General features: G+C 73.4%; 17 protein-coding genes, 2 rRNA genes and 1 pseudogene (1 of these 20 cut by a window edge). 4 read left to right on the top strand and 16 right to left on the bottom strand.

The genetic code is table 11. The annotated features are described in order from the left end of the window. Nucleotides 1-159: 159 nt before the first annotated feature. The 3 genes from OG550_RS27760 to OG550_RS27750 all read right to left on the bottom strand — a co-directional run bounded on the left by OG550_RS27760 (nucleotide 160) and on the right by OG550_RS27750 (nucleotide 5,148). Nucleotides 160-2,487 (bottom strand): AAA family ATPase, encoded by a 2,328-nt coding sequence (locus tag OG550_RS27760; RefSeq protein WP_327682036.1) that lies wholly within the window; start codon nucleotides 2,485-2,487, stop codon nucleotides 160-162. A 253-nt stretch (nucleotides 2,488-2,740) separates the two neighbouring features. Next, a complete protein-coding gene (locus OG550_RS27755; RefSeq protein ID WP_327682034.1) occupies nucleotides 2,741-3,379 on the bottom strand; it encodes an NUDIX hydrolase in 639 nt (212 codons plus the stop codon). A 128-nt stretch (nucleotides 3,380-3,507) separates the two neighbouring features. Beyond that, nucleotides 3,508-5,148 carry a CTP synthase gene (locus OG550_RS27750; protein WP_327682032.1) on the bottom strand — a complete coding sequence of 547 codons (1,641 nt, stop codon included), beginning with the start codon at nucleotides 5,146-5,148 and terminating at the stop codon, nucleotides 3,508-3,510. A gap of 775 nt (nucleotides 5,149-5,923) precedes the next feature. On the opposite strand from OG550_RS27750, the gene OG550_RS27740 reads away from it, so the two are divergent. Then, a complete protein-coding gene (locus tag OG550_RS27740) occupies nucleotides 5,924-7,936 on the top strand; it encodes a glycoside hydrolase family 15 protein (protein WP_442906082.1) in 2,013 nt (670 codons plus the stop codon). 99 nt (nucleotides 7,937-8,035) lie between these two features. On the opposite strand, the gene OG550_RS27735 is transcribed toward OG550_RS27740, so the two are convergent. From OG550_RS27735 to yczE, 3 genes are all read right to left on the bottom strand, one after another. Beyond that, nucleotides 8,036-9,217, bottom strand: a complete 1,182-nt coding sequence (locus OG550_RS27735; protein WP_327682031.1) for a glycosyltransferase family 4 protein — start codon at nucleotides 9,215-9,217, stop codon at nucleotides 8,036-8,038. Nucleotides 9,218-9,468: 251 nt separating this feature from the next. Further along, the gene (recN, locus tag OG550_RS27730; RefSeq protein ID WP_327684199.1) at nucleotides 9,469-11,202 is read right to left on the bottom strand and encodes a DNA repair protein RecN; all 1,734 of its coding nucleotides are present in this window, start codon (nucleotides 11,200-11,202) and stop codon (nucleotides 9,469-9,471) included. A 129-nt stretch (nucleotides 11,203-11,331) separates the two neighbouring features. Beyond that, nucleotides 11,332-12,117, bottom strand: coding sequence for a membrane protein YczE (gene yczE / locus OG550_RS27725; RefSeq protein ID WP_327682029.1), 786 nt, complete (start codon nucleotides 12,115-12,117; stop codon nucleotides 11,332-11,334). Nucleotides 12,118-12,252: 135 nt separating this feature from the next. Between yczE and OG550_RS27720 the strand changes: the two genes are divergently transcribed. Further along, entirely contained in the window at nucleotides 12,253-13,821 is a 1,569-nt protein-coding gene (locus OG550_RS27720; protein WP_327682027.1) for a MocR-like transcription factor YczR, read from the top strand. Nucleotides 13,822-13,842: 21 nt separating this feature from the next. Here OG550_RS27720 and OG550_RS27715 read toward each other — a convergent pair whose 3' ends face one another. The 4 genes from OG550_RS27715 to OG550_RS27700 all read right to left on the bottom strand — a co-directional run bounded on the left by OG550_RS27715 (nucleotide 13,843) and on the right by OG550_RS27700 (nucleotide 16,967). Next, nucleotides 13,843-14,748 carry an NAD kinase gene (locus OG550_RS27715; RefSeq protein WP_327682025.1) on the bottom strand — a complete coding sequence of 302 codons (906 nt, stop codon included), beginning with the start codon at nucleotides 14,746-14,748 and terminating at the stop codon, nucleotides 13,843-13,845. Nucleotides 14,749-14,840: 92 nt separating this feature from the next. Next, a complete protein-coding gene (locus OG550_RS27710) occupies nucleotides 14,841-15,647 on the bottom strand; it encodes a TlyA family RNA methyltransferase (protein ID WP_327684197.1) in 807 nt (268 codons plus the stop codon). 62 nt (nucleotides 15,648-15,709) lie between these two features. Then, the gene (locus tag OG550_RS27705) at nucleotides 15,710-16,018 is read right to left on the bottom strand and encodes a hypothetical protein (RefSeq protein ID WP_327682023.1); all 309 of its coding nucleotides are present in this window, start codon (nucleotides 16,016-16,018) and stop codon (nucleotides 15,710-15,712) included. Then, on the bottom strand, nucleotides 16,011-16,967 hold the full coding sequence (locus OG550_RS27700) for a hypothetical protein (RefSeq protein ID WP_327682022.1): 957 nt from the start codon (nucleotides 16,965-16,967) through the stop codon (nucleotides 16,011-16,013). The genes OG550_RS27705 and OG550_RS27700 overlap by 8 nt, the downstream gene beginning before the upstream one ends. Before the next feature lie 151 nt (nucleotides 16,968-17,118). Between OG550_RS27700 and OG550_RS27695 the strand changes: the two genes are divergently transcribed. Next, on the top strand, nucleotides 17,119-17,466 hold the full coding sequence (locus OG550_RS27695) for an SCP2 sterol-binding domain-containing protein (RefSeq protein WP_327682021.1): 348 nt from the start codon (nucleotides 17,119-17,121) through the stop codon (nucleotides 17,464-17,466). Nucleotides 17,467-17,608: 142 nt separating this feature from the next. Here OG550_RS27695 and OG550_RS27690 read toward each other — a convergent pair whose 3' ends face one another. Both OG550_RS27690 and OG550_RS27685 read right to left on the bottom strand, forming a co-directional pair. Beyond that, nucleotides 17,609-18,652 carry an HAD-IIA family hydrolase gene (locus OG550_RS27690; protein ID WP_327682020.1) on the bottom strand — a complete coding sequence of 348 codons (1,044 nt, stop codon included), beginning with the start codon at nucleotides 18,650-18,652 and terminating at the stop codon, nucleotides 17,609-17,611. A 61-nt stretch (nucleotides 18,653-18,713) separates the two neighbouring features. Continuing rightward, nucleotides 18,714-19,325 (bottom strand): tetratricopeptide repeat protein, encoded by a 612-nt coding sequence (locus OG550_RS27685; RefSeq protein ID WP_327682018.1) that lies wholly within the window; start codon nucleotides 19,323-19,325, stop codon nucleotides 18,714-18,716. 93 nt (nucleotides 19,326-19,418) lie between these two features. Between OG550_RS27685 and OG550_RS27680 the strand changes: the two genes are divergently transcribed. Next, nucleotides 19,419-20,789, top strand: a complete 1,371-nt coding sequence (locus tag OG550_RS27680) for a DUF1015 domain-containing protein (RefSeq protein WP_327682016.1) — start codon at nucleotides 19,419-19,421, stop codon at nucleotides 20,787-20,789. Between the two features lie 198 nt (nucleotides 20,790-20,987). Here the strand turns inward: OG550_RS27680 and OG550_RS27675 are convergent, their stop codons facing one another. From OG550_RS27675 to OG550_RS27660, 4 genes and pseudogenes are all read right to left on the bottom strand, one after another. Then, complete coding sequence (locus OG550_RS27675) at nucleotides 20,988-21,854, bottom strand: tetratricopeptide repeat protein (protein WP_327684195.1); 867 nt, start codon at nucleotides 21,852-21,854, stop codon at nucleotides 20,988-20,990. Nucleotides 21,855-22,097: 243 nt separating this feature from the next. Then, nucleotides 22,098-23,045, bottom strand: a pseudogene (locus tag OG550_RS27670) (hypothetical protein); the annotation flags it as partial. 559 nt (nucleotides 23,046-23,604) lie between these two features. Beyond that, nucleotides 23,605-23,721, bottom strand: a 5S ribosomal RNA gene (rrf, locus tag OG550_RS27665). Between the two features lie 109 nt (nucleotides 23,722-23,830). Continuing rightward, nucleotides 23,831-26,295, bottom strand: a 23S ribosomal RNA gene (locus tag OG550_RS27660) (it continues 656 nt past the right edge of the window).

Below are 26,295 nucleotides of genomic sequence, written 5' to 3'. Positions count from 1 at the left end.
CGCGACTAGGTTCGAGTGTAATGAAGCCCAGGCGACGTGTCAGCCTTCCAAAGTGAATAAATCTGCCGGACACATTGGCAGGTTCGTAGGCTTCCCAGGTGATCTTCCTGCCAAAGCCACGCCAACCAGGCATCTTCGACAATACTCCGGAAGCGCCCGCTACCACCCGTCGACGAGTCGTTCCCGCAGCTCCGCGAGGGCGGTGCCGACGGCTTCCCGGCCCTGCTCGTCGCCGAGCCGGCGGAGCACCGAGAGCGAGGCCCGGTACTCCCGGTCGGCCTCGTCGAAACGCCGCTGGGCGGTGTGCGCCTCGGCCATCCTGGCGAGCAGCCTGGCCTCGGCGGCCTGGTCCCCCATGGACTGCCGGACTCCCAGGGCGCGGCCGTACCAGTCGGCGGCGCGCACCGGGTCCCCGAGCGCCCGGTGACAACCGGCCGCGCCCTCCAGCGCCCGGGCACAGAGCGCCTCGTCGTCGGCGGTACGGGCGTGCTCCAGGGCGGCCCGGTAGTGCCCGGCGGCCTGCTCCCAGCGCCCGGCGGCGGCCTGGAGGTCGCCCAGGTTGAGCAGCGCGGCCGAGGCCCGGCGGGGGCGGCCGTGCCGCTCGGCCACGGTCAGCACCAGCTCGTGCAGCTGGTGGAGGTCGGCGGGGGCGGCCTCGCCGGTGAGCGGGAGCGCCCGCAGCAGCGCGGTGACCAGCCGCCCCGCCGAACCGTCCAGGTCACCCTGGCCGATGGCGTCGGCGACGGCGCCGAGCAGCAGGTCGCGCTCGTCGAGCAGCCACTGCCGGGCGTGGGCGGCGGACCTCAGCCGCAGCGGGCCGGGCAGCGGGTCGGGGCCGGTGCCCCCGGTCGGGTCGAGCAGCGCCCGGGCCGAGTCGGTGAGGCGGACCAGCCGCTCCAGCAGCCGGGCGCGGGCGAGCTCGACCTCGGCCGGACGGTCCTCCCGCTCCCGCAGCCGGACCAGCCGCGGGTACAGCCGGCCGGGCACCCGGTAGCGGGCGGTGCCGTCGGCGGCCGGGGCCTCCTCGGTCAGCAGCTCCCGCTCGGCGAGCGCGGCCAGTGTCGCCGCGGCGTCCGGTGCGGGGCAGCCGACCAGGGCGGAGGCGGTGCGCGGGTCCGCGGACTGGGCGGGTGCCAGGGTGAGCGCGCGCAGCATCCGGGCCTGGGCGGCGGGCAGTGCCGCGTAGGTCAGGGTGAACGCGCCGATCAGCGGGTCGTTGTCCGGCACGGGGACGGGTTCGGCGGGCTCCGGCCCGGGCTTCACCCAGGCCGCCGGATCCCGGGCCGGGTCCGTCCCCTCCGCCGCCGCCCCGGGGTCCGCCGGGGCCTCCGCTCCGGTGGCTGGTCCGGCGGCTGGTCCGGCTGCGGGAGCGGCGGCAGCGGGCCCGGCTCCGGCCCCTCCCCGACCTCCTGCTCCTGCTCCTACCTGCTTCTCCGCCCCGCCACCGCCCGGTCCCGCCGCCCGCCCGGCTCCCTTCGACGCCTTGGGCTGCTTCACCCCGGCCTTCGGGTCCGACCCACCGGTCACCCCGGCGCCCGACCCGCCCGCCGACCCGCCCACCGACCCACCGACCCCACCGACCCCAGCGGCCCCCTTGCCCCCCGGCTGCCCCGCCGCCCCCGCCTTCGTCTCCCCCCGCGCTTCTCCCCGCGCTTCTCCCCGCTTCTCGCCCCGCGCCTCCCCCGGCGCCGTCTCCCGCGCGTCCGCCTCCGCGACCGCCCGCACCAACTCCTTCGCCGCGTCCGTCACGGCCAGCTTCGGGTTGCCCCGCAGCCACCCGGCCATCAGCCGCAGCGCCGCCGGCCGCGAGCCGCAGGCCTCCGCCAGATCGGCCCCGCCGACCGGGTCGCAGCTGATCCTGGTCCCGCCGACCAGGTCGCCCAGCAGCTCGCCGGCCGCCGAGCGGTCGAGCCCGCCGAGGATCACGGGGTCGATGTCCTCGATCCCGGTGAGCGGCCCGGCGGTGGTGGCCAGCACGAGGCAGCCGGGTTCGTCGGCGAGCAGCGGCCAGAGCTGGCCGGCGTCCCGGACGTCGTCGAGCAGCAGCAGGACGCGCCGGCCGGCCAGTGCCGCACGCAGCGCGACGCAGCCGGGCTCGTCCCGGCCGTCCTCGGCGGCCCCGGGCAGCGGAACGCCGACGGACTCCGCACCGAGCTGCTCCAGCAGACGGCGGGCGGCCCGGGCGGGCGGCACCCGGCCGCCGTCGGGCGCGGAGAGGCGCGCGAACAGCACGCCGTCGGGGTAGTCGGCGGCGACGGTGACGGCGAACCGGACGGCCAGCGCGGTCCGCCCGGAGCCCGGACGGCCGGCCACCACCAGGACGGGGCTGCGGCCCTCGGCCGGGCGGGCGGCCGCGGCCCGCAGCGCGGCCAGCTCGGCGCGCCGCCCGACGAACAGGGCGGGCCCGGCGGGCAGCCGGTCCAGCCCGGGAACGCGTTCGGCGGGCGCGCCGGGCCCGGCCTCCATCGTCGCCGTCTTCCTCGCCACCCGTGCCACTCCCGACGTCACCCAGCGCTCAGCGGAGGAGGCCCGGGACGGGCGCCCTGTCTGCGAAGCGTAGTTCGACGATCGGGCCCGACCGAGGTGACATCCGGTCGTACGAACCGGTAAATCACCCCCGCGGATCAACCCGTCGTACCGGGCCGGGTCCGACCGGGCCCGGAGGCCGCCCCACCGGCCCCCTCGAAGGTCGCCCCGGTCGGCCGGTCGGCCCACCGGTCCCCCTCGGTCGGACCGCCCCTCAGCCCCGGAACGGCCGGGCCGGCCAGGGCGAGTCGGCCGGGCGCAGGCCGTCCAGCCCGCCCGGGCCGTGCAGGGCCGCGGAGAGCGCCAGGGTGCCGGTGATCAGGGTGGGGTTGTGCAGCTCGCCCGCGTGGATCAGTCCGACCAGTTCGTCGACCGGGACGCGGGCGGACTCCAGCTCCAGCTCCTCGCCGTGCGCCTCGTAGCGCTCGCCGTCGGCCTCGGCGAGGTCGGTGGCGAGGAAGAGGCGCAGCGCCTCGTCGGTCCCGCCGGGCGAGGTGTAGAAGTCGACCAGCACCCGCCAGGTGCCGGCCTTGCAGTGCGCCTCCTCGTACAGCTCGCGCTGGGCGGCGTGCAGCGGGTTCTCGCCGGGTACGTCGAGCAGGCCGGCCGGCAGCTCCCAGAGGCGCTGGCGGACGGGGTGGCGGTACTGGCGCAGGACGAGGACCCGCTGCCGGTCGTCCAGGGCGAGGACGGCGACCGAGCCGGGGTGGGTCTGGTAGTCGCGGCGGGCCCAGCTGCCGTCGGGCATCCGGACCTCCTCGGTGCGCACCCCGGTCACGCGGCCCTGGAACGGGGTGGTGCTCCCCCGGATCTCCCACTCCTCGGCGACGTCGGCGATGCTGCGGTCGTCCATCACGGTCTCCCCTTTTCGTCAGTACGACACAATCTAACGCCGAACGGCGGCCCCGCGGGAATCGCGGGGCCGCCGTCCGGCGCACGGCCGGGCACTCGGGTACGACCGGGTGCCCGGCCGCGGGGTGCCTACTCGGCCGCGGGGGCCGTCTTGATCTCGATCGCGGCCTTCACCAGGCCCGCGAAGAGCGGGTGCGGGCGGGTCGGGCGGGACTTGAGCTCCGGGTGGGCCTGGGTGGCCACCAGGTAGGGGTGCACCTCGCGCGGGTACTCGACGTACTCCACGAGGTCGCCCTTCGGGGAGAGGCCGGAGAACTGCAGGCCGGTCTTCTCCAGGTCCGCCCGGTAGGCGTTGTTGACCTCGTAGCGGTGGCGGTGGCGCTCCTCGACGTACTGCTCGCCGCCGTAGACCTCACGGACGATGGAGCCCTCGGCGAGCTTGGCCGGGTAGAGGCCGAGGCGCATGGTGCCGCCCAGGTCGCCCTTGCCGTCCACGATGGCCAGCTGCTCGGCCATGGTGGAGACGACCGGGTACTTGGCGGCGGAGTCGAACTCGGTGGAGTTGGCCTCGGGCAGGCCGGCCAGGTTGCGGGCCGCCTCGATGACCACGCACTGCAGGCCCAGGCAGAGGCCGAGCAGCGGGATCCGGTTCTCGCGGGCGTAGGTGATGGCGGCGACCTTGCCGTCCACACCGCGGTCGCCGAAGCCGCCGGGGATGCAGATCGCGTCGACGTCCCCGAGCTGCTCCTGGGCGCCCTCGGGCGTCTCGCAGTTGTCGGAGGTGACCCACTTGATCTCGACCCGCGCGTTGTTGGCGAAGCCGCCGGCGCGCAGGGCCTCGGTCACCGACAGGTAGGCGTCGGGCAGGTCGATGTACTTGCCGACCAGGGCGACCTTGACGATGTGCTGCGGCTCGTGGACGCGGCGCAGCAGGTCGTCCCAGGTGGTCCAGTCGACGTCGCGGAACGGCAGGTCGAGGCGGCGCACCACGTAGGCGTCGAGGCCCTCGCCGTGCAGGACCTTGGGGATGTCGTAGATCGACTTGGCGTCGATCGCGGCGACCACGGCCTCCTCGTCGACGTCGCACATCAGCGAGATCTTGCGCTTGATGCTCTGCGGGACCTCGCGGTCGGCGCGCAGCACGATGGCGTCGGGCTGGATGCCGATGTTGCGCAGGGCCGCGACCGAGTGCTGGGTCGGCTTGGTCTTCAGCTCGCCCGAGGGGCCGATGTAGGGGAGCAGGGAGACGTGGACGAAGAAGACGTTGTCCCGGCCGACCTCGTGGCGGACCTGGCGGACGGCCTCCAGGAACGGCAGCGACTCGATGTCGCCGACGGTGCCGCCGACCTCGGTGATCACCACGTCGACGTCCTCGGTCGCCATGCGGCGGATCCGGGACTTGATCTCGTTGGTGATGTGCGGGATGACCTGGACGGTGTCGCCCAGGTACTCGCCGCGGCGCTCCTTGGCGATGACGGTGGAGTAGACCTGGCCGGTGGTGACGTTGGCCGAGCCGTGCAGGTTCGTGTCGAGGAACCGCTCGTAGTGGCCGATGTCGAGGTCGGTCTCGGCGCCGTCGTCGGTGACGAAGACCTCACCGTGCTGGAACGGGTTCATGGTGCCCGGGTCCACGTTGAGGTACGGGTCGAGCTTCTGCATCGTGACGCGCAGGCCACGGGCCTTGAGCAGGGCACCGAGGCTGGAGGCGGTGAGGCCCTTGCCGAGCGACGAGGCGACACCCCCGGTGACGAAGAGGTGCTTGGTCGTCACGGCGCGGCCGTTCGATGCCTTGCCGGAATGGGGCTGTGCCAAGAGGGGGCTCCCGTGGGTCGCGAGTCGGACGTGACGTGGTGGGAGGGCTCGCGGCTCGCCTGCCGACAGTGGGGCGGTGCGGTGTGCACGGCGCCCGGGGGTCGTCGGTTCGGCTGGTCCGGGGCGTTTGATCCCACCGGTCCACGGGATACCAGGGTAACAGTGACCCGGGCCGGACGCGTTCCGGCCCGCCGGGCGGGCGCCGGGGTCGCCCCGGGGGCGCACGCCTGGCGCACCACCGGCGCACCACCGGGCGCAGCCGTCACACCCGTCGCACCACCGGCCCGGGCGGGCCACTCCGGACGGCTCGGCCGGGCCATCGGGGGCTCCTCTGTTCGAGTCATCCGGAGCTGATCCTTCCGGGCCATCCTGGCGGGCTCATCCACGATGCGCGGTATTTCCGCCGAATTGCGGCGCCACACCGGGCGGCGCCCGCGTGCTTCGCCCCTTTCGTCCGTCGTAAGCTGCACGGACGCATCGCCGACAACACGAGCACGCGGAGGGCGTGGGAGGGTCAGGACGCCTCTCGGTCCCCGATGCGCGACCGGACCTCCCCGTATTTCCCGCTCCTCCCCACCCAGAGGCTCGACCGAGCCCTCGCGGACACTCCAGCAAGGCCCGCCACCACCCCGCGGAGGGCCGGACGTCCCGGGGTGGCCTCCGGCTCCGCAGAACCGCTGCTCCCCCTCTGATCGCCGATGCGTCGTGACCACATTGCGAACTGGAGATCCACGTGGCCGGCCGTATCGAGGACTACGCACTCATCGGGGACATGCAGACCGCCGCCCTGGTCAGCAGGGACGGAGCCGTGGACTGGCTCTGTCTCCCCCGGTTCGACTCGCCGGCGGTGTTCGCCGGCCTGCTCGGCACCGACGAACACGGCTTCTGGCGGATCGGCCCCGCGGAGGCGGTGGCCACCGGACTGCCCTCCCCGGCCGCCGCACCGGCCCCGGCCCCCGCACCGGCCCCCGCACCGCCCAGGTTCACCGACAGCAGTGACCTGCGCGTGCCGCCGCCCACCGCCGCCGCCCCGGCGGTGCCCGCCGACCGCCGCCGCTACCGGGGCGACTCGCTGATCCTGGAGCAGGAGTGGGACGCCCAGGGCGGCACCGTCAGGGTGATCGACTTCATGCCGCCGCGCCCACTGGCCGGCAAGGACGCCGTCCCCCAGATGATCCGGATCGTCGAGGGCGTGGCCGGCACCGTCCGGATGCGCTCGGCGGTGCGGATGCGGTTCAGCTACGGCAGAGTCGTCCCCTGGGTGCACCGGGTCGAGCAGCCCGACGGCGGCCACCGCACGGTCGCCGTGGCCGGTCCCGACTCCGTCTGGCTGGACGGCGAGGCCGACACCTACGGCCGCAACCTCACCACCTACGCCGACTTCACGGTCGCGGCCGGCGAGCGGATCGCCTTCGCCCTCACCTGGCAGGCCTCCCACCTGGAGCCGCCCACCGCGCCCGCCGCCGAGGAGCTGCTGGAGGCCACCGCCGACTTCTGGCACGACTGGGCCGGCCAGTGCACCTACCAGGGCCCCTACCGGGAGGCCGTGGTCCGCTCGCTGATCACCCTCAAGGGGCTCACCTACGCCCCGACCGGCGGCATCGTGGCCGCCCCCACCACCTCGCTGCCCGAGGACATCGGCGGCGAGCGGAACTGGGACTACCGCTACACCTGGCTGCGGGACGCCGCGATCACCCTCTCCTCGCTGCTGCGCACCGGGTACCGGGACGAGGCCAAGGCCTGGCGCGAGTGGCTGCTGCGCGCGGTCGCCGGCGACCCGGAGAACCTGCAGATCATGTACGGCATCGCCGGCGAGCGCGAGCTCACCGAGTCCTCCCTCGACTGGCTGCCCGGCTACGAGGGCTCCCAGCCCGTCCGGGTCGGCAACGGCGCGGCCGGCCAGCTGCAGCTGGACGTCTACGGCGAGGTCGTCGAGGCGCTGCACCTGGCCCACATGACCGGGCTGGTCCGCAACGACCACGCCCACCACCTCCAGCTGCGCCTGATCGAGTACCTGGAGGACCACTGGACCGAGCCGGACGAGGGCATCTGGGAGGTCCGCGGCCCGCGCCGGCACTTCGTCCACTCCAAGGTGATGGCCTGGGTGGCGGTGGACCGCACCATCAAGCTGCTGGAGCAGAACCCCGAGGACGCGCCCTCCGACGGCCACCTGGAGCGCTGGCGGGAGCTGCGCGACACCATCCACCGGGACGTCTGCGACAAGGGCTACGACCCGGGCCGCAACACCTTCACCCAGTACTACGGCGGCAAGGAGCTGGACGCCTCGCTGCTGCTGATCCCGCAGGTCGGCTTCCTGCCCCCGGACGACAAGCGGGTGATCGGGACGATCGAGGCGATCCAGCGCGAGCTGTCCACCGAGGACGGCTTCGTGCTGCGCTACCCGACCCACGACGACCACGGCAACAACGTCGACGGCCTCTCCGGCCACGAGGGCGCCTTCCTGGCCTGCTCGTTCTGGCTGGCCGACGACCTCGCCATGATCGGCCGGGTGCAGGAGGCACGCGAGCTGTTCGACAGGCTGCTCTCGCTGCGCAACGACCTCGGGCTGCTCGCCGAGGAGTGGGACCCGCGGCTCAAGCGCCAGGTCGGCAACTTCCCGCAGGCGTTCAGCCACGTCCCGCTGATCGACACCGCGCTGCGGCTGACCGCCTGCGGCGGTGCCTACCTGTCGGCCCAGCCGGACGGCTCGGCGGCCGACCGGGCGGCCGAGCAGGCCGCCGTCTGAGCGGGCCCCCGTCCGGGCGGGCCTCCGTCTGAGCGGGCGCGCCCGGCGGCCGGGGCGCCCCCGCCGGACGGACGCGCCGGGCGGACGCGCCGGGCGGGGTCAGCGGTCGCGCTGGACCAGCTCGTCGTAGGTGCTGAGCACCTGCGCCACGGTGGCGGCCTCGTCCGGCCAGGTCTCCGCCTGCTGCCGGCCGGCCACCGCCAGCCGCTCGCGGCCCGCCGGGTCGGCCAGCAGCCCGCGGACCGCCCGCCCGATCGCGACCGGGTCGCCGGGCGGGACGAGCACGGCGGCGTCGCCGACCAGTTCGGGGATGCCGCCGACGGCGGTGGCGACCACCGGCACGCCGGCCCGCATCGCCTCCTGCACGACCAGCGAACGGGCCTCCCACCGGCTGGAGACCACCAGCAGGTCGGCGGCGGCCAGCAGGTCGGGCACGTCGGTGCGGTAGCCGAGCAGCTGGACCGGCAGCTTCTCGGCGGCCGTCCGCTCGCGCAGCGCGGCGGCCTCCGGGCCGTCACCGGCGAGCAGCACCAGCGGCTCCGGGTCCAGCGCGGAGAGTTCGCGGGTGGCGTCCAGCAGCAGACCGAAGGCCTTCTGCGGGACGAGCCCGCCGACCGCGAGGACCAGCGGGCGGTCCGGGCCGTCGCCGAGCAGCGCCGCCCGGGCCGCGGGCCGCTCCAGCCGGACCCCCGGCGTCGGCGGGGCGGCGACCGGGCCGAGCCGGGCGTCGGTGGCGCCCAGCTCACGGGCCCGGGCCACCAGGTCGGAGGAGGCGCCGAGGACGAGGTCGGCGGCGCGCGCCACCCGGCGTTCCATCAGCCGCTGGAGCCGCCGTTCCATGCCGGTGGCCAGGATCGCGTGGTGCGAGGTGACCACCAGCGGGGTCTCCGGGCGCAGGCCCGGGAAGCGTCCGGCGGTGCGCAGTGCGAGGTCGGAGAGGAGGGCCGCCCGCAGGCCGTGGGCGTGCACCACGTCGGCGCCGGTGAAGGCGCGGCGCAGTTCGCCGATCGCGGTGGCGTCGCTGCGGGCCCCCGCGGTGGGGGTGATGTCGACCAGGTGGAACCTGGCGCCGGTTCGGGAGAAGCCGAACAGCGCGTCCGTGCCGGCGGGGGCGCACACCGTGACGGTCACTCCGTGCGCGACCAGGCCCTGTGCCAGGGAGCGCACGTGCGCACCGATGCCGCCGGTGCTGGCGGCCAGGACGAGAACCACCTGCAGCTGCCCCCGTTCGGGGCTGGCCGCGGTGGCCCGGGCGGCGGAATGGTCCACGTCGTCTCGCATCCGACTCGATCAGGTACGCGCACCGCGGCGAGGGTTTCCCGCCTGCGGCGCTCGGGACTGGAAGGCCAGTGTCCAGCCGCCACCATGCCAGGTCGGCGGCCCTCTTGGACAGTCGGCGCCCCCGGTGGGGCGCGTCGTGGCGGGCCCGCGCGGGCCGCCCCGCCGACCGGGCCGACGGGCCCGCACGGGGAGGCCCGGCCGCCCCGCCGGACCGTCCCCGGGGTGGTGGGACGGCGGCCGGCGGACGGGCTCTAGCGGGGGCGGGGGGCGCGGGCGGCGGCGAGCAGTTCCTCGGCGTGCGCGCGGCCGAGTTCGGAGTCCTCCAGACCGGCCAGCATCCGGGAGAGCTCGCGCACCCGCTCCTCGTCGTTCAGCACCTTGACGCCGCTGCGGGTCACCGTGCCGTCGTTGGTCTTCTCGACCACCAGGTGGCGGTCGGCGAAAGCCGCCACCTGCGGCAGGTGGGTGACCACGACGACCTGCGCGCTCTCCGCCAGCTTGGCGAGCCGGCGGCCGATCTCGACCGCCGCCTTGCCGCCGACGCCCGCGTCCACCTCGTCGAAGAGGTAGGTGGGGACGGGGTCGGCCCCGGCGAAGACCACCTCGACGGCGAGCATCACCCGGGAGAGCTCACCGCCGGAGGCCCCCTTGGCGATCGGACGCGGCTGGGCGCCGGGGTGCGGGGCGAGCAGCACCTCGACCTCGTCCACGCCGTGCGGACCGTAGGCGACGGTCCGGCCGTCGACCTCGATCCCGGACAGGTCGTCGACCTGGGCGATCGCGAAGGTGACCCGGGCGTGCGGCATGGCGAGCTCGGCGAGTTCGGCGGAGACGGCCTCGGCGAAGCGGCCGGCGGCGGCCTGCCGGGCGGCCGAGACCTCGGCCGCGAGGTCGGCCAGCTCGGCGCGCAGTGCGGTCTCCCGGGCGCCGAGCTCGTCGATCCGGTCGTCGTCGCCGTCGAGTTCGGCGAGCCTGGCGGCGCCCGTCTCGGCCCAGGCGAGCACCTCGGCCAGCGAGTTCTCCGGGCCGCCGTACTTGCGCAGCAGCTGGGCCAGGACGGCCCGGCGGTCCTCGACGCCCGCCAGCCGGACCGGGTCGGCGTCCAGGTCGTCGGCGTAGCCGGCCAGGTCGCCGGCCACGTCGGCGAGCAGGTAGCCGACCTCGTTGAGCCGGTCGGCCAGGGCGGCGAGCCGCTCGTCGTGGTGGCGGACGGCGTCCAGGGCCCGGCGGGCCTGGGCGACCAGGGTGCCGGCGTCCAGCGCCTCCGGGTCGGCCGGGTCGCCGGCCAGGGCGGCGTGGGCGAGGGTGGCGGCGGAGGAGAGCGCGTCGGCGTGGCCGAGCCGCTCGGCCTCGGCGAACAGTTCGTCGTCCTCACCGGCGACCGGTTCGGCGGCGGCGACCTCGTCCAGGCCGAAGCGGAGCAGGTCGGCCTCCTGGGCGCGCTCGCGGGCCCGGGTGGTCAGCTCCTCCAGGGTCGCGGAGACCTCGCGCAGCCGCCGGTAGACCTCGCGGTAGCGGGCCAGCGGCTCGGCGACGGCCGCGCCGGCGTACCGGTCGAGGGCACCGCGCTGGCGGGCCGGGCGGAGCAGCCGCTGCTGGTCGGTCTGGCCGTGCACGGCGATCAGGTCCTCGCCGAGCTCGGTGAGCAGCCCGACCGGGACGGCCCGGCCGCCGACGTAGGCGCGGGAGCGCCCCTCGGCGGAGACCGTCCGGCTGATCAGCAGCGCGCCGTCGTCGAGTTCGGCACCGGCCTCCAGGGCGCGGGCGGCCGCCGGCGAACCCTCCGGCAGTTCGAGGCGGCCCTCGACGACCGCGCGTCCGGTGCCGTTGCGCACCAGGCCCGGGTCGGCGCGGCCGCCGAGCAGCAGTCCGAGGCTGGTCACCACCATGGTCTTGCCGGCCCCGGTCTCACCGGTCACGGCGGTGAAGCCGGGGGCGAGCTCGACCACCGCGTCGTCGATGACCCCAAGATCCCGTATCCGCATCTCGTCCAACACGGAGACGACCTTACGAGGTTCCGCCCCCGGCGCGCGACGAGCGACAACGACGCGCGGCAACTCGGTGCCCGGAAGTTCATCCGTTCCGGGTCGTTCACGCGGGGGTTCGGGCGGCGTTCACGCGGGGGTTCGGGCGGCGTTCTCCGACGTGACGCGCGCGGCGGACGCGGCGGACGCGGCGGCGGTCGGGACGGTGAACCACGGCAGGAAGAACTGCGCGAGCGGGCCGATGGCCAGCGCGTACGCGACGGTGCCGACGCCGGCGGTGCCGCCGAGCAGGAGGCCCGCGGCCAGGACGGCCAGCTCGATGCCGGTACGGAGCAGCCGCAGCGAGCGGCCGGTGCGCCGGTGCAGGCCGGTCATCAGGCCGTCGCGCGGGCCCGGGCCGAGCCGGGCACCGATGTAGAGGCCGGTGGCGACGCCGTTGAGGGTGATCGCGGCGACCATCAGCGCGACCCGGGCGGCGACGGGGCCGGGGCCGTCGACGACGCGCAGGGTGAGGTCCATGGCGGCGCCGATCACCAGCACGTTGGCGACGGTGCCGACCCCGGGGAGCTGGCGCAGCGGGATCCAGAACAGCAGCACCAGGGCGCCGCAGATGGTGACCCAGGCGCCCACCGAGAGCCCGACGGTGCGCTGCAGGCCCTGGTGGAAGACGTCCCACGGGTCGAGACCGAGGCCGGAGCGGAGCATCAGGGCCATGCTGGCGCCGTAGAGGACGAGGCCGACGAGGAGCTGCGGCAGGCGGCGGCCGAGGGCGTGGGTGTCGCCGAGCACCCGGACGGCGAGCCCCGGCCGTGCCGGAGCGGAGGTCGCGGTGGCGGACCGCCCGGTGGGGTCGGCCTGGGCGGCCGGTGCGGTCGGATCGGCGGGTGCGGTCGGGGGCGTGGTCGTGGTGGCCATGGAATCTCCGGCGGGTGGTGCTGCACGTCCGGGACACTGCCCCGGCGGTGGCGGACTCGGCGGCCGCCCTGCCATGATGGCCAGGCCAATAGCGCCCCATCCAGGGCCAATCACGAGCAAGTGGACTGATGAGCCATGGCCGACTGGCAGACCACCGTCACCCCCGCGGCACTCGCCCGCCTGCTCGCCGGCGCCCGGCTGCCCGAACCGCCCGGCGCCCGCCGGCCCGCGTACCGGACGCTCGCGGGCCAGGTCAGGTTGCTGGTCTCCGAGGGCCGCCTCCCGGTCGGCGCCCGGCTGCCCGCCGAACGCGAGCTCGCCCTCGCCCTCCGGCTCAGCCGCACCACCGTCGCCACCGCGTACGAGGCCCTGCGCGCCGAGGGCTACCTGCGCAGCCGGCGCGGCTCCGGCAGCTGGACCGCCCTGCCCGAGGGCGCCGCGCCGCCCAGCGACGCCCTGCACCCCGTCCCGCCGGACGAGCAGGGCCGCACCCTGGACCTCGGCGTGGCCGCACTGCCCGCCCCCCAGCCCTTCCTCTCCGAGGCCGCCGCCCGCGCCGTCGAGCAGCTGCCCGCGTACGCCGCCGGGCACGGCCACTACCCCACCGGCGTCCCGGTCCTGCGCGAGGCGGTGGCCCGCCGCTACACCGAGCGCGGACTGCCGACCACCCCCGACCAGATCCTGATCACCATCGGCGCGATGGGCGCCCTGCACCTGGTGCAGCGGGCGCTGATCGGCCGGGGCGACCGGGTCGCCGTGGAGGCCCCGAGCTACGCGCACACCCTGCAGTCGCTGCGGATCGGCGGGGCCCGTCTGGTGCCCGTCCCCTACGCCTGGCCGGGCGGGCCGCGCCCGGTGCCCGGGAGCGGGTCAGGCACCGGCCCCCGACGGGGTGCGGGCGGGTCGCCGCAGCCGGAGTGGGACCTCTCCGAGTGGCGCCGGGTGCTGACCGGCGCCGCGCCCAGGGTCGCGTACGTGATCCCGGACTTCCACAACCCGACCGGCGCGCTGGTCCGCGAGGAGCAGCGGCGCGAGCTGCTGGCCGCCGCCCGGGCCGCCGGCACGGTGGTCCTGGCCGACGAGACCACCGCCGAACTGGGCTGGGGCGTCCCCGCGGACGCCCCGCCGCCCCGCCCGACCGCCGCACTGGACCGCTCGGCCCAGGTGGTCACGGTCGGCTCGGCCGGCAAGCTGCTCTGGGGCGGCCTGCGGATCGGCTGGGTGCGGGCCGCACCCGCGCTGGTCCGCCGGCTGGCCACCGAGCGCGTCTACAGCGACGTCGGCGCCCCCGTGCTGGACCAGCTGATCGCCGCCGAACTGCTGGACGAGCGGCAGCTGCCGGCCGTCCGCGCCCACCAGCTGGCCCGGCTGCGGGACACCGCCGCGGCGCTCACCGGCGCACTGGGCGAGCACCTGCCGCAGTGGCGGTTCACCGTCCCGCCCGGCGGCCTGTCGTTCTGGGTCTCCACCGGCACGCTCTCCGGCGCGGCGCTGGCCCGGGCCGGAGAGCACCTCGGGGTCCGGATCGCGGCCGGCAACCGGTTCGGCTCCGACGGCGCCTTCGAGCACCACATCCGGATCCCGCTCTCGGTGCCGGCCGCCGCCGTGCCCGACGCCGTCGAACGGCTCGCCGCCGTCGCCGCCCGGGCCGCCGACGGCGGCCGCTGGCACGGCGCCGACGACAGCCACCCGCTGGCGGTATGACGCCCCGTCAACTCCGCTGGATCAGCAGTTCGTCCCGGCCCGGCCGCGCCAACCCGTCACCGGGAGGGCGAACTTGGCCACCAGCCGGTCGGTGAACGGCGCCCGGTGCAGCCTGGCCAGCCGCACCGGCGTCTGGCCCCGGCGCACCTCCACCCGGGCACCGGCCGGCAGCTCCACCGAGCGCCGCCCGTCGCACCAGAGCACCCCGTGCGGGGTCTTGGGCTGCACCTCCACCGCCAGCACCGAGTCCGGCGAGGCCACCAACGGCCGGGCGAACAGCGCGTGCGCGCTGATCGGCACCATCAACAGCGCCTCGACCTCCGGCCAGACCACCGGCCCGCCGCCGGAGAACGCGTACGCGGTCGAACCGGTCGGCGTCGCGCAGACCACCCCGTCACAGCCGAAGTTGGAGACCGGACGGCCGTCCACCTCGGTCACCACCTCCAGCATCCGCTCCCGGGACGCCTTCTCGATCGACGCCTCGTTCAACGCCCAGTCGTGGTGCACCACATCGCCGTTGGTACGGACGATCACGTCGAGGGTCATCCGCTCCTCGACCTCGTAGTCGGCGTCCACCACCCGCTCGACCACCACCGCCAGGTCGTCCCGCTCGGCCTCCGCGAGGAAGCCCACCCGGCCCAGGTTGATGCCGAGCATCGGCAGACCGTGCTCGCGCGCCAGCTCCGCGCCGCGCAGCAGGGTGCCGTCCCCGCCCGCGACGAGGATCAGCTCGCAGCCGTCCGCCGCACCCGGCCCCCCGGCCACCCTCTCCACGCCGTCCGGCAGGTCCAGATCCACCGCCTCGGCTGCCAGCAGCCTGATCCGGATCCCCGCCTTCAGCAGACCGTGCACCAGGCCCTCGACACTGCGCAGCGCCGCCTCGCGGCCCGTGTGCGCGATCAAGAACACCGTACGTTCGTCACTCATGCCCGCTGCCCTCTCCCTACGCCGGCCGGGTCGTCCTCGGCCCGGTACGGCCGCGCCACCCAGCATGACGGACCGGACGTCCGCAGAGCAGCCTATCGGGGGCCTTCGGCGACGGCCCGGTCCGCCTCCGCCGGGTCCAGCCGCGGTGCGTCCCGCCGCAGCCAGAGGAAGTACTCGACGTTCCCGGACGGGCCCGGCAGCGGGCTCGCGGTGACCGCCCGCACGCCCAGCCCCACCCCCCACGCCTGCCCGGCCACCTGGCGCACCATCTCGGCGCGCAGCTGCGGGCTGCGCACCACCCCGCCGCTGCCGAGGCGCTCCTTGCCGATCTCGAACTGCGGCTTGACCATCAGCACCAGGTCCGCGTCCTCGGCGGCGCAGCCGGCCAGCGCCGGCAGCACCAGGCCCAGCGAGATGAACGAGAGGTCGCCGACCACCAGGTCGGCCAGGGTGCCGCCGATCAGCTCCGGCGTCAGCTCGCGCACGTTGGTGCGGTCCATCACGGTGACCCGTTCGTCGCTCTGCAGCGACCAGGCCAGCTGCCCGTAGCCGACGTCCACGGCCAGGACGTGCGCCGCCCCGGCGCGCAGCAGCACGTCGGTGAAGCCGCCGGTGGACGCGCCCGCGTCCAGCGCCCGCCGTCCCTCTACCACCAGGCCCTGCGGCACGAACGCCACGAACGCCCCGGCCAGCTTGTGCCCGCCGCGCGAGACGTAGTCGGGGTCGTTCTCGTCCTTGGCCACCACGACCGCCGCCGAGGTCTCCACCTGGGTGGCCGGCTTGGTCGCGGTGGTGCCGCCGACGGTCACCCGGCCGGCCGCGATCAGCTCGGAGGCGTGCTCCCGGGACCGGGCCAGGTTGCGGCGGACCAGCTCCGCGTCGAGTCGGCGTCGTGCCACTGCCACTGGTGTTTCAGCTCCTACAGGTGGTTCGGTGCCCGGTTGATGCCGGTCAGTCCCGGTCAGTCCCGGTCGAGCGCGGCCAGCGTGTCGACGAGCCGCTGGTGAACATCTTCGTACACCGGGACGTGCGCGTCGGCCGGCACCCCGTCCAGCGCCTCCAGCCGGGCCAGGGCGGCGTCCACCGCCGGGTGGCCGGTGGGGGTCGGCTCGACGCCCAGCGGCGCCGCCTCGTCGACGGGCACGAAGTCGGCGGGCGGGGCGTCCGCGACCGTCCCCCCGGCCGGCGGGACGCCGACGGGCGCGGGAGCGGGGACGGGCGCGGGAGCGGGGACGGGCGCGGGGACCGGGCCGGTGTCGGGCTCAGGCATCGGGCTCCGGCTTCTTCGTGGTCGTGGTCCGGCGGACGGTCGTCTTCCTGGTCGCGGTCCGCTTGACCGGCGGCTCCTGCCCGGTGGGCTGCTTCGCCTCCCCCGGCTGCGCCTTCTTCGCGGTCGCGGTCCGCTTCACCGCCGTCTTCTTCACCGCCGTCTTCCTGGCGGCGGCCTTCTTCGCCGCGGGCTTCCCCTCGCCGGCCGCCGTCTTCTTCGCGGCGGGCTTCCCGGCGGCCGCCTTCTTCGCCGCCTTCTTCCCCGCCGGCGCCTCCGCAGGCTTCCCCGCGGCGGCCTTCCCGCCGGGAGTCCCGGCGGCCTCGTCCGCGCTCCCCGGGGCGGGCGCGGCGGCCTTCGGCGCGGTGGACCTCCGCGCGACCTGCGCCCCGTTCGGCGGCACCGGCGGGTCCACCTCCACCGGCTCGTCGACCGCTATCCGCTCGGGCACCGCTGCCCCGGACGCCGTCCCCGGGCCGCCCGCGGCCCCAGGACCGGCCGACGGCGCCTCGTCCTCCCAGCCGTTCTCGAACAGCCCCCCGGCCCGCGGCGCGGGCGCGGGTGCAGGCTCGGGCTCGGACTGCCGGGGCGCGCCGTCCTCCTCGACCTCGCGCAGCTTGCCCTCCAGGTAGGCCAGCACCACGCCGACCTTCGTCACCTGGTCGCCGACCTTCTCGAAGACCTTCTCCACCTCGCCGCGCGCCACGCCGACCGCCAGGTCCACCCCGGCCCGACCGGCCGTCACCGCCTCGCCCGCCAGCGTCTGCAGCGACCGCGCGGACGGCGGGAACGGGCCCCCGAGCCGGCGCTCGACGTCGGCGACGTCGATCCCGCCCTTCTCCAGCAGACCGGCCGCCGTCCCGACGACCCGCTTGCCGACCTCCTCCACCAGTACGGCGGCGGCCTCCACCGCTTCTCGCACCGTCTTCGGCAGCATCCGGGTGCCTCCCATTCGCCTGCGTCCATCGCGTCGTCGCCGTCGGTGCCCGGGCGAATCCGGGCATCCCACCGACGACGCTACCGCCAAAACCCGTCTGCGGTACCGTGGCCCGGCAGTCGCCCGCCGCCGTAGCAGGCCCGTACAGGGGAGTGGACCCGCCGCCATGGCCAACGCCGAGGAGTGCCGCGAGGCGCTGGAACAGCTCAGCCGGAACATCGGAGGCTCCACCGGCGACGTCCGCAAGGCCGCCGAGCTGGACCGATCGCTGAGCTGCCGGATCACCGACCTCGACCTGACCTTCACCGGGCGGCTGCGCGGCGGGAGCATCGAGGACCTCAGGGAAGCTCCCGGGAGCCCCGCCGAAAAAGCCGACATACGACTCACCATGTCGAGCGACGACCTGGTCGCGCTGGTCGGCGGCCGGCTCGCCTTCGCCTCCGCCTGGGCGGGCGGCCGGGTGAAGCTGGAGGCCGGGTTCCGCGACCTGCTGCGGCTGCGCACCCTGCTCTGACCGACCGCCCGACCGGGGCCGAGCGCCCCGTCCGGGTCGGCCCCGGTCCGGGGCCGACCGCCTGATCCGGGCCGACCGGGTCGGCCGGGTCGGCCGGCCCGGATCAGCGGGACCGGATATCAGCGGGACCGGATCAGCGGGCTCAGAAGCCCAGCTCGGCCAGCGCCTTCCGCCCGTCCACCGGCTCGCCGCCCGCGTCCAGGGCCGTCCAGGCCGCCGCGCAGAGCGCCCGCAGCCCGTCCCAGCGGTCCGCGCCGACGCCCTCCAGCCGCAGCACGCCGTCCTGCGCCACCGCGACCCAGCCGCCGCAGCCGAAGCCGCCGCCGTCCGCCGCGGTCACCGGCGCGTGCGCGGTCAGCAGACCGCGCAGGTCCTCCGCCAGGTACGTCGGCCGGTGCTCGACCGGCGCCGCCAGCAGCTGCGCGGCCGTGGTCACGCCGGTGAAGACCAGCAGGCTGTCCACCCCGCCGTTGAACGCGCCCTCGATGTCGGTGTCCAGCCGGTCCCCGACCACCAGCGGCCGCTTCGCGCCCGTCCGCAGCACCGTCTCCCGGTGCATCGGCGGCAGCGGCTTGCCCGCCACCTCCGGCTCCACACCGGTCGCCGCGCGCACCGCCGCGACCAGCATCCCGTTGCCCGGCGCGATCCCGCGCGCGGTGGGCACCGTCACGTCGGTGTTCGACGCCACCCACGGCAGCCCGGACTGCACCGCGTAGGAGGCCTCCGCCAGCTGCGCCCAGCCCACCGAGGCGTCGAAGCCCTGGACGACCGCCAGCGGCTCCTCCGCCAGCGTCCGGACGGCCAGCAGGCCGCGCTCGGCGAGCGCCTCCTCCAGCCCCAGACCGCCCACCACCAGGACCTTCGCCCCGGCGGGCAGCTTCTCGGCGAGCACCCGGGCGGCCGCCTGGGCGGAGTTGATCACGTCCGCCGGCTCGGCCGGCACGCCCAGCTCGGTCAGGTGCGCGGCCACCACCCGGGGCGGCCTGGACGCGTTGTTGGTCACGTACGCCAGCCGCATCCCCGCGTCACGGGCGACCGCGAGCGAGTCCACGGCGTGCTCGATCGCATTCGGTCCGGCGTACACCACGCCGTCGAGGTCCAGCAGTGCCGTGTCGTACGCCTCGGTCAGCGGCAGCTCGCTGCCGCCCGGGGCGGTCCGTCGCACGGTGGTGGCCGTTTCGGTCATGCCTGCTCTACCTCACTCATCGCGTCGGTCGTACTCGTCGGTCGGGCGCGTCACCGCGGACTCACTCGGCACGCCGGTCCCGCTCATCGGTCGGCTCCCGGGCCCCCGTGGTTCCCGGCTCCTGCACGGACTCCCGGTCCTCGGCCTCGTCCGGCGGGCCCCCGGCACCGCGCGGCGGCTCCAGGTAGCCCGGCGCCCCCGGCAGCAGCGGCCCGAACGACCCGGCCCTGGCGGCCAGGGTCGCCCGGGTCTGCCGCAGCGCGGCCCGGTAGTGGTCGGTGTCCGGCCGCATCGCCACGGCCAGTGCCAGGTGTTCGGCGGAGGTCTCGAAGTCCCCGAGCCGAGCCGCCGCCACGCCCCACCCGAACTGAGCGTAGTCGTCCGACGGGTCGGCCAGCGCCACGGCCCGGAAGTTCTCCAGCGCCGCCGCGTAGGACCCCGCGTCGAACTGCGCGCGCGCCAGCGTCTCCCGGATGCTGCGGGAGTCCGGCTCCGCGGCGGCCGCCCGGGCCAGCAGCTGCTCGGCCGCCGCCGGATTGCCCTGCGCGAGCAGCTTCGCGCCGCGGCGGAACCACTCGTAGACGTCCCCCACCGGCTCCCCCGGCCGCCCGAGTTCCTCCGGTACACCCCCGCCGCCGGCGACCCCGTCGACCCGATCGTTGCGTTCGTCCACGCCGTACCTCGCCCTCGGTCACGACACCCGCCCACCGGACCAGCACGGGTGTTCCGATCTCTGAACAACGCGTACCCGGTTACGATGCCCAGAATGAGCACACCCAGTGCAGAAAGCGGAGCGGAGTCTCCGCAGGGCGGCCCCGGCGATCCCGGGCACGTCGCCACCGCAGGTCTGTCCCTGTCCCCCTTCCGCGGCCTGCGGTACGACCCAGACCGGGTCGGCGCACTGGCCGCCGTCACCTCACCGCCGTACGACGTCGTCGACCCCGGCCGGCGGCTCGACCTGGAGACCGCCGACCCGCACAACGTGGTCCGGCTGATCCTGCCGCGCCCCGAACCGGACGACACCGGCCACCGCCCCGACCGCGACACCCGCTACCGGCACGCCGCCCGGCTGCTGCGCGAGTGGCAGCGCGACGGGGTCCTGGCCGCCGACCCGGAGCCCGCGCTCTACGTCTACGAGCAGCGCGTGCCCGCCGGCGACGGCACCCCCGAGGTGCTGCAACGCGGCCTGATCGGCGCCCTCGCGGTCAGCGGCAGCGAGGCCGGCGTGGTCCTCCCGCACGAGGACGTGATGCCCCGGCCGGTCGCCGACCGGGTCGGCCTGATGCGCACCACCCGGGCCAACCTCGAACCGCTGCTGCTGACCTACCGCGGCGACGGACGGGCGGCCGGCGTGGTCGAGCGCGCCGTCCGGGACACCCCCCTGCTCACCACCACCACCTCCGACGGCACCCACCACCGGCTGTGGGCCGTCACCGACCCCGCCGAGATCGCCGAGATCAGCCGCGACCTGGCCACCTGCCGGGCACTGATCGCCGACGGCCACCACCGCTGGGAGATGTACCTGCGCCTCCAGCGCGAGCACCGCCACCTCCCGCGCAGCCCCTGGGACCGCGGTCTGGTGCTGCTCGTCGACACCGCCCGCTACCCGCTACGGGTCCGGGCCATCCACCGGGTGCTGTACCGGCTGCCGGTCGCCGACGCGCTGGAGCGGCTCGGCGGCCACTGGCAGGTCAAGGAGGTGCCCGGCCCGGTCGACAGCGCCCTGCAGGCGCTCGCCGAGCAGAAGCGGCACGGCGGCAGCGGCTTCCTGCTCACCGGCGGGGACGGTGTCTTCTGGCTGGTCGGCGAACCCGACGAGGCCCTCCTCGACGCCACCGTGCCGCACGACCGCCCGGAGGAGTGGCGCCACCTGGACGCCACCGTCCTGCACTCCACCCTGCTCGACCACACCTGGCGGATCCCCGACGGCCCCGACGACATCGGGTACCTGCACACGGCGACCGCCGCGGAACGCGAGGCCGCCCGCAGCGGCGGCACCGCCGTGCTGCTGCACCCGGTGCGCGAGAGCGTGGTCCGCCGGCTGGCCGAACAGGGCGTCACGATGCCGCGCAAGTCCACGTCCTTCGGCCCGAAGCCGGCCACCGGGCTGGTCCTGCGCAACCTCGAACTGGGCTGAGGACGGAGGGCGCGGAGCACCGGGCTCCCAGAGGCCGGGACCGCCCCGGCCCGGTGAAACGGCCCGGTGATCCAGGCCCGGCCCGGTGGCACGGCCCGATGGCCGAACAGGCGGGCGAACGCAGTGAGGCCCTGCCGCACTCCGGGATTTCCCGGGGTGCGGCAGGGCCTCACTCGGTCCTACGGCATCCGCCGACCGCTACTTGGCGTCGCCGGCCCGCTCGGGAGCCACGCCGTCGAAGTCCTCGTCGATCTCAAGGTCGTCGTCGTCGTAGTACTCCTCGACGTCCTCCTCGTCCTCGAAGATCTCCCGCTCGTCAGCCGGGCCGCCGCCCTTGGGCTTCGACACCGGCTCGTCGGACACGTCGTCCTCGTCCGCGAGCTCCGGGTCGAGCGCGTCGACGAACTCCAGGCCGTCGATCTCGGCCAGGCGCTCGGCGGCGTTGGTCGAACCGTCGGTGTCCGCCTCGGTCGCCTTGACGAACCAGTCACGGGCCTCGTCGGCACGGCCGGCCGCGATCAGGGCGTCGGCGTACGCGTACCGCAGTCGCGCGGTCCACGGGTGCACGGCGCTGGAGGCCAGCTCCGGGCTCTGCAGGGTGACGACGGCGGCGTCGAACTGCTCCATGTCGCTGCGGGCACCGGCCGAGACCAGGCGCATCTCGACCTGGCCGGCCTTGTCCAGCTGCTTGACCTCGGGCTCGCCGGCCATCGCCAGCGCACGCTCCGGGCGGCCCAGACCGCGCTCGCAGTCCGCCATCACCGGCCACAGGTCGGCACGGCCGGTCATCCGGCGGGCGGCGCGGAACTCGGTCAGCGCCTCCGAGTAACGCTGAGTCATGTACGAGGCGAAGCCGGCCGCCTCACGGACGGCGGCGACGCGGGAGGCGAGCCGCAGCGCGACGCGCGAGTACTGGTAGGCCTCCTCCGGCTCGCCGTCGAGCAGGCGGGCCACCATCACCAGGTTGCGGGCGACATCGTCGGCGAGCGTCTTCGGCAGGCTCTTGAGCTCCTGGCGGACGTCCGCGTCCAGCTCGAAGCCGGTGACGTCCTCCGGGATCGGCAGACGCTTGACGGGCTCGTAGTTGCCACGGCGGTCGTCCTGGTCACGGCCGTAGCCGCCGGAGGAACGGTCGTCACGGCCGCGGAAGCCGCCACGGTCCCCACCACGGTCGTCACGGCCACGGAAGCCACCGCGGTCCCCACCACGGTCATCGCGGCCGCGGAAGCCACCACGGTCCCCACCACGGTCGTCACGGCCGCGGAAGCCACCACGGTCGTCGCGGTCACGGCTGAACCCACCGCCGGACGGACGGTCGTCGCGACGCGGACGGTCATCCCGGTCGTCACGGCGGAAGCCGGACGGGCGGTCGTCGCGACGGAAGCCGCCACCGGAGGGGCGGTCGTCACGGTTGAAGCCGCCACCGGAGGGGCGGTCATCGCGACGGAAACCGCCACCGGACGGACGGTCGTCACGGTCACGGTTGAAGCCACCGCCGGACGGACGGTCGTCACGACGGAAACCGCCACCCGAGGGGCGGTCATCGCGACGGAAACCACCGCCACCGGAGGGGCGGTCGTCACGGTTGAAGCCGCCGCCGGAGGGGCGGTCGTCGCGACGGAAGCCGCCGCGGTCGCCACCACGGTCGTCACGGTCACGGTTGAAGCCGCCACCGGACGGACGGTCGTCACGACGGAAGCCGCCGCCGGAGGGGCGGTCGTCGCGACGGAAGCCGCCGCGGTCGCCACCACGGTCGTCACGGTCACGGTTGAAGCCGCCACCGGACGGACGGTCGTCACGACGGAAGCCGCCGCCGGAGGGGCGGTCGTCACGACGGAAACCACCGCGGTCGCCACCACGGTCGTCACGGTCACGGTTGAAGCCACCACCGGACGGACGGTCATCACGCCCGCGGTAGCCACCGCCACCGCCGGACGGACGGTCGTCACGACGGAAGCCGCCACCGGAGGGGCGGTCGTCACGACGGAAACCACCGCGGTCGCCACCACGGTCGTCACGGTCACGGTTGAAGCCACCACCGGACGGACGGTCATCACGCCCGCGGTAGCCACCGCCACCGCCGGACGGACGGTCGTCACGACGGAAGCCGCCACCGGAGGGGCGGTCGTCACGACGGAAACCACCGCGGTCGCCACCACGGTCGTCACGGTCGCGGTTGAAGCCACCACCGGACGGACGGTCATCACGCCCGCGGTAGCCACCGCCACCGCCGGACGGACGGTCATCGCGGCCACGGTAACCGCCGCCGCCACCGCCGCCGGACGGACGGTCATCGCGGCCACGGTAGCCACCGCCACCGCCGGACGGACGGTCGTCACGACGGAAACCACCGCGGTCGCCACCACGGTCGTCACGGTCACGGTTGAAGCCACCGCCGGACGGACGGTCATCACGGCCACGGTAGCCACCGCCACCGCCGGAGGGGCGGTCGTCGCGGCGCGGGCCGTCGCCACCACGGTCGTCGCGGCGAGGACCACGGTCGTTGGACCAGCCCCCGCGAGACCGGGGCTCGTAGCCGCGGCCGTCGTCCGATCGACGCTCGGGACGGTCCTGGGGCTGGTTCGACATCGTGGTGACTCCTTCTGCTGCTTCAGCTACACCGCGGACCGGGCGACACCACTGCCCTCACGCGGCTCGGCGCCGGCCTCCTGGCCGCGCACCTACTCCATTGTCCGACATATCGGGACACCCCGCGCCTGGGCGGAAGTCCCTACCTGCCGGCCGTACATACGTACCTACAACACAAAAAAGCCGCGGCCCCAGCGAATCGCTGGGGCCGCGGCTTTGAATAATTGTTCGGCGGCGTCCTACTCTCCCACAGGGTCCCCCCTGCAGTACCATCGGCGCTATGAGGCTTAGCTTCCGGGTTCGGAATGTAACCGGGCGTTTCCCTCATGCTATGACCACCGAAACCCTATCGGGTATTCAGCGAAACACACTTTTTAGTTGATAAGTGTTTCTTGTGTTCGCCGGCGATAGCTGTTCGCTACCCGGGAACCACACAGTGAACGCGAGCGTCTGAGGACAAGCCCTCGGCCTATTAGTACCGGTCAACTCCACCCCTTACAGGGCTTCCATATCCGGCCTATCAACCCAGTCGTCTACTGGGAGCCTTACCCTCTCAAGGAGGTGGGAGTGCTCATCTCGAAGCAGGCTTCCCGCTTAGATGCTTTCAGCGGTTATCCCTCCCGAACGTAGCCAACCAGCCATGCCCTTGGCAGGACAACTGGCACACCAGAGGTTCGTCCGTCCCGGTCCTCTCGTACTAGGGACAGCCCTTCTCAACACTCCTACGCGCACAGCGGATAGGGACCGAACTGTCTCACGACGTTCTAAACCCAGCTCGCGTACCGCTTTAATGGGCGAACAGCCCAACCCTTGGGACCTACTCCAGCCCCAGGATGCGACGAGCCGACATCGAGGTGCCAAACCATCCCGTCGATATGGACTCTTGGGGAAGATCAGCCTGTTATCCCCGGGGTACCTTTTATCCGTTGAGCGACGGCGCTTCCACAAGCCACCGCCGGATCACTAGTCCCGACTTTCGTCCCTGCTCGACCCGTCAGTCTCACAGTCAAGCTCCCTTGTGCACTTACACTCAACACCTGATTGCCAACCAGGCTGAGGGAACCTTTGGGCGCCTCCGTTACTCTTTAGGAGGCAACCGCCCCAGTTAAACTACCCACCAGACACTGTCCCTGATCCGGATCACGGACCCAGGTTAGACATCCAGCACGACCAGAGTGGTATTTCAACGACGACTCCACAACAACTGGCGTTGCTGCTTCAAAGTCTCCCACCTATCCTACACAAGCCGAACCGAACACCAATATCAAGCTATAGTAAAGGTCCCGGGGTCTTTCCGTCCTGCTGCGCGAAACGAGCATCTTTACTCGTAATGCAATTTCACCGGGCCTATGGTTGAGACAGTCGAGAAGTCGTTACGCCATTCGTGCAGGTCGGAACTTACCCGACAAGGAATTTCGCTACCTTAGGATGGTTATAGTTACCACCGCCGTTTACTGGCGCTTAAGTTCTCAGCTTCGCCTGGACGAATCCAAGCTAACCGGTCCCCTTAACGTTCCAGCACCGGGCAGGCGTCAGTCCGTATACATCGCCTTACGGCTTCGCACGGACCTGTGTTTTTAGTAAACAGTCGCTTCTCGCTGGTCTCTGCGGCCACCCCCAGCTCTGGCAGCAAGTGCCGTCACCAGGAATGGCCCCCCTTCTCCCGAAGTTACGGGGGCATTTTGCCGAGTTCCTTAACCATAGTTCACCCGAACGCCTCGGTATTCTCTACCTGACCACCTGAGTCGGTTTGGGGTACGGGCCGCCATGAAACTCGCTAGAGGCTTTTCTCGACAGCATAGGATCATCCACTTCACCACAATCGGCTCGGCATCAGGTCTCAGCCTTAATGAGTGACGGATTTGCCTATCACTCGGCCTACACCCTTACCCCGGGACAACCACCGCCCGGGCTGGACTACCTTCCTGCGTCACCCCATCGCTCACCTAATACAGACTTGGTTCAGCGGCTCCACCACGTCCCTTTGTCCGAAGACTCCGGGCCGGCTTCACGGCTTTAGCATCACCTGGTTCAGCGTTGGCGCTTCAAAGCGGGTACGGGAATATCAACCCGTTGTCCATCGACTACGCCTGTCGGCCTCGCCTTAGGTCCCGACTTACCCTGGGCAGATCAGCTTGACCCAGGAACCCTTGGTCAATCGGCGCAAGAGTTTCTCACTCTTGTATCGCTACTCATGCCTGCATTCTCACTCGTGTACCGTCCACGACTGGTTTCCACCGCCGCTTCACCCGGCACACGACGCTCCCCTACCCATCACAGCAGGCGTTGGCCCTATATGCTGCAATGACACGACTTCGGTGATGTGCTTGAGCCCCGCTACATTGTCGGCGCGGAATCACTTGACCAGTGAGCTATTACGCACTCTTTCAAGGGTGGCTGCTTCTAAGCCAACCTCCTGGTTGTCTCTGCGACTCCACATCCTTTCCCACTTAGCACACGCTTAGGGACCTTAGTCGGTGTTCTGGGCTGTTTCCCTCTCGACCATGGAGCTTATCCCCCACAGTCTCACTGCCACGCTCTCACTTACCGGCATTCGGAGTTTGGCTAAGGTCAGTAACCCGGTGAGGCCCATCGCCTATCCAGTGCTCTACCTCCGGCAAGAAACACGTGACGCTGCACCTAAATGCATTTCGGGGAGAACCAGCTATCACGGAGTTTGATTGGCCTTTCACCCCTAACCACAGGTCATCCCCCAGGTTTTCAACCCTGGTGGGTTCGGTCCTCCACGAAGTCTTACCTCCGCTTCAACCTGCCCATGGCTAGATCACTCCGCTTCGGGTCTTGGGCATGCAACTCAACCGCCCTATTCGGACTCGCTTTCGCTACGGCTACCCCACACGGGTTAACCTCGCTACACACCGCAAACTCGCAGGCTCATTCTTCAAAAGGCACGCAG

Source organism: Kitasatospora sp. NBC_00458 (assembly GCF_036013975.1).
Lineage (GTDB): Bacteria > Actinomycetota > Actinomycetes > Streptomycetales > Streptomycetaceae > Kitasatospora.
The sequence above is the reverse complement of the archived record's forward strand: the minus strand, read 5'-3'. Positions and strand labels throughout refer to the sequence as shown.

Coding starts and splice junctions, on each gene's coding strand:
- OG550_RS27755 (WP_327682034.1), bottom strand. CDS start 3,379: ATGGACGACCGCAGCATCGCCGACGTCGCCGAGGAGTGGGAGATCCGG.
- OG550_RS27735 (WP_327682031.1), bottom strand. CDS start 9,217: ATGCGAGACGACGTGGACCATTCCGCCGCCCGGGCCACCGCGGCCAGC.
- recN (WP_327684199.1), bottom strand. CDS start 11,202: ATGCGGATACGGGATCTTGGGGTCATCGACGACGCGGTGGTCGAGCTC.
- yczE (WP_327682029.1), bottom strand. CDS start 12,117: ATGGCCACCACGACCACGCCCCCGACCGCACCCGCCGATCCGACCGCA.
- OG550_RS27720 (WP_327682027.1), top strand. CDS start 12,253: ATGGCCGACTGGCAGACCACCGTCACCCCCGCGGCACTCGCCCGCCTG.
- OG550_RS27715 (WP_327682025.1), bottom strand. CDS start 14,748: ATGAGTGACGAACGTACGGTGTTCTTGATCGCGCACACGGGCCGCGAG.
- OG550_RS27705 (WP_327682023.1), bottom strand. CDS start 16,018: ATGCCTGAGCCCGACACCGGCCCGGTCCCCGCGCCCGTCCCCGCTCCC.
- OG550_RS27700 (WP_327682022.1), bottom strand. CDS start 16,967: ATGGGAGGCACCCGGATGCTGCCGAAGACGGTGCGAGAAGCGGTGGAG.
- OG550_RS27695 (WP_327682021.1), top strand. CDS start 17,119: ATGGCCAACGCCGAGGAGTGCCGCGAGGCGCTGGAACAGCTCAGCCGG.
- OG550_RS27690 (WP_327682020.1), bottom strand. CDS start 18,652: ATGACCGAAACGGCCACCACCGTGCGACGGACCGCCCCGGGCGGCAGC.
- OG550_RS27680 (WP_327682016.1), top strand. CDS start 19,419: ATGAGCACACCCAGTGCAGAAAGCGGAGCGGAGTCTCCGCAGGGCGGC.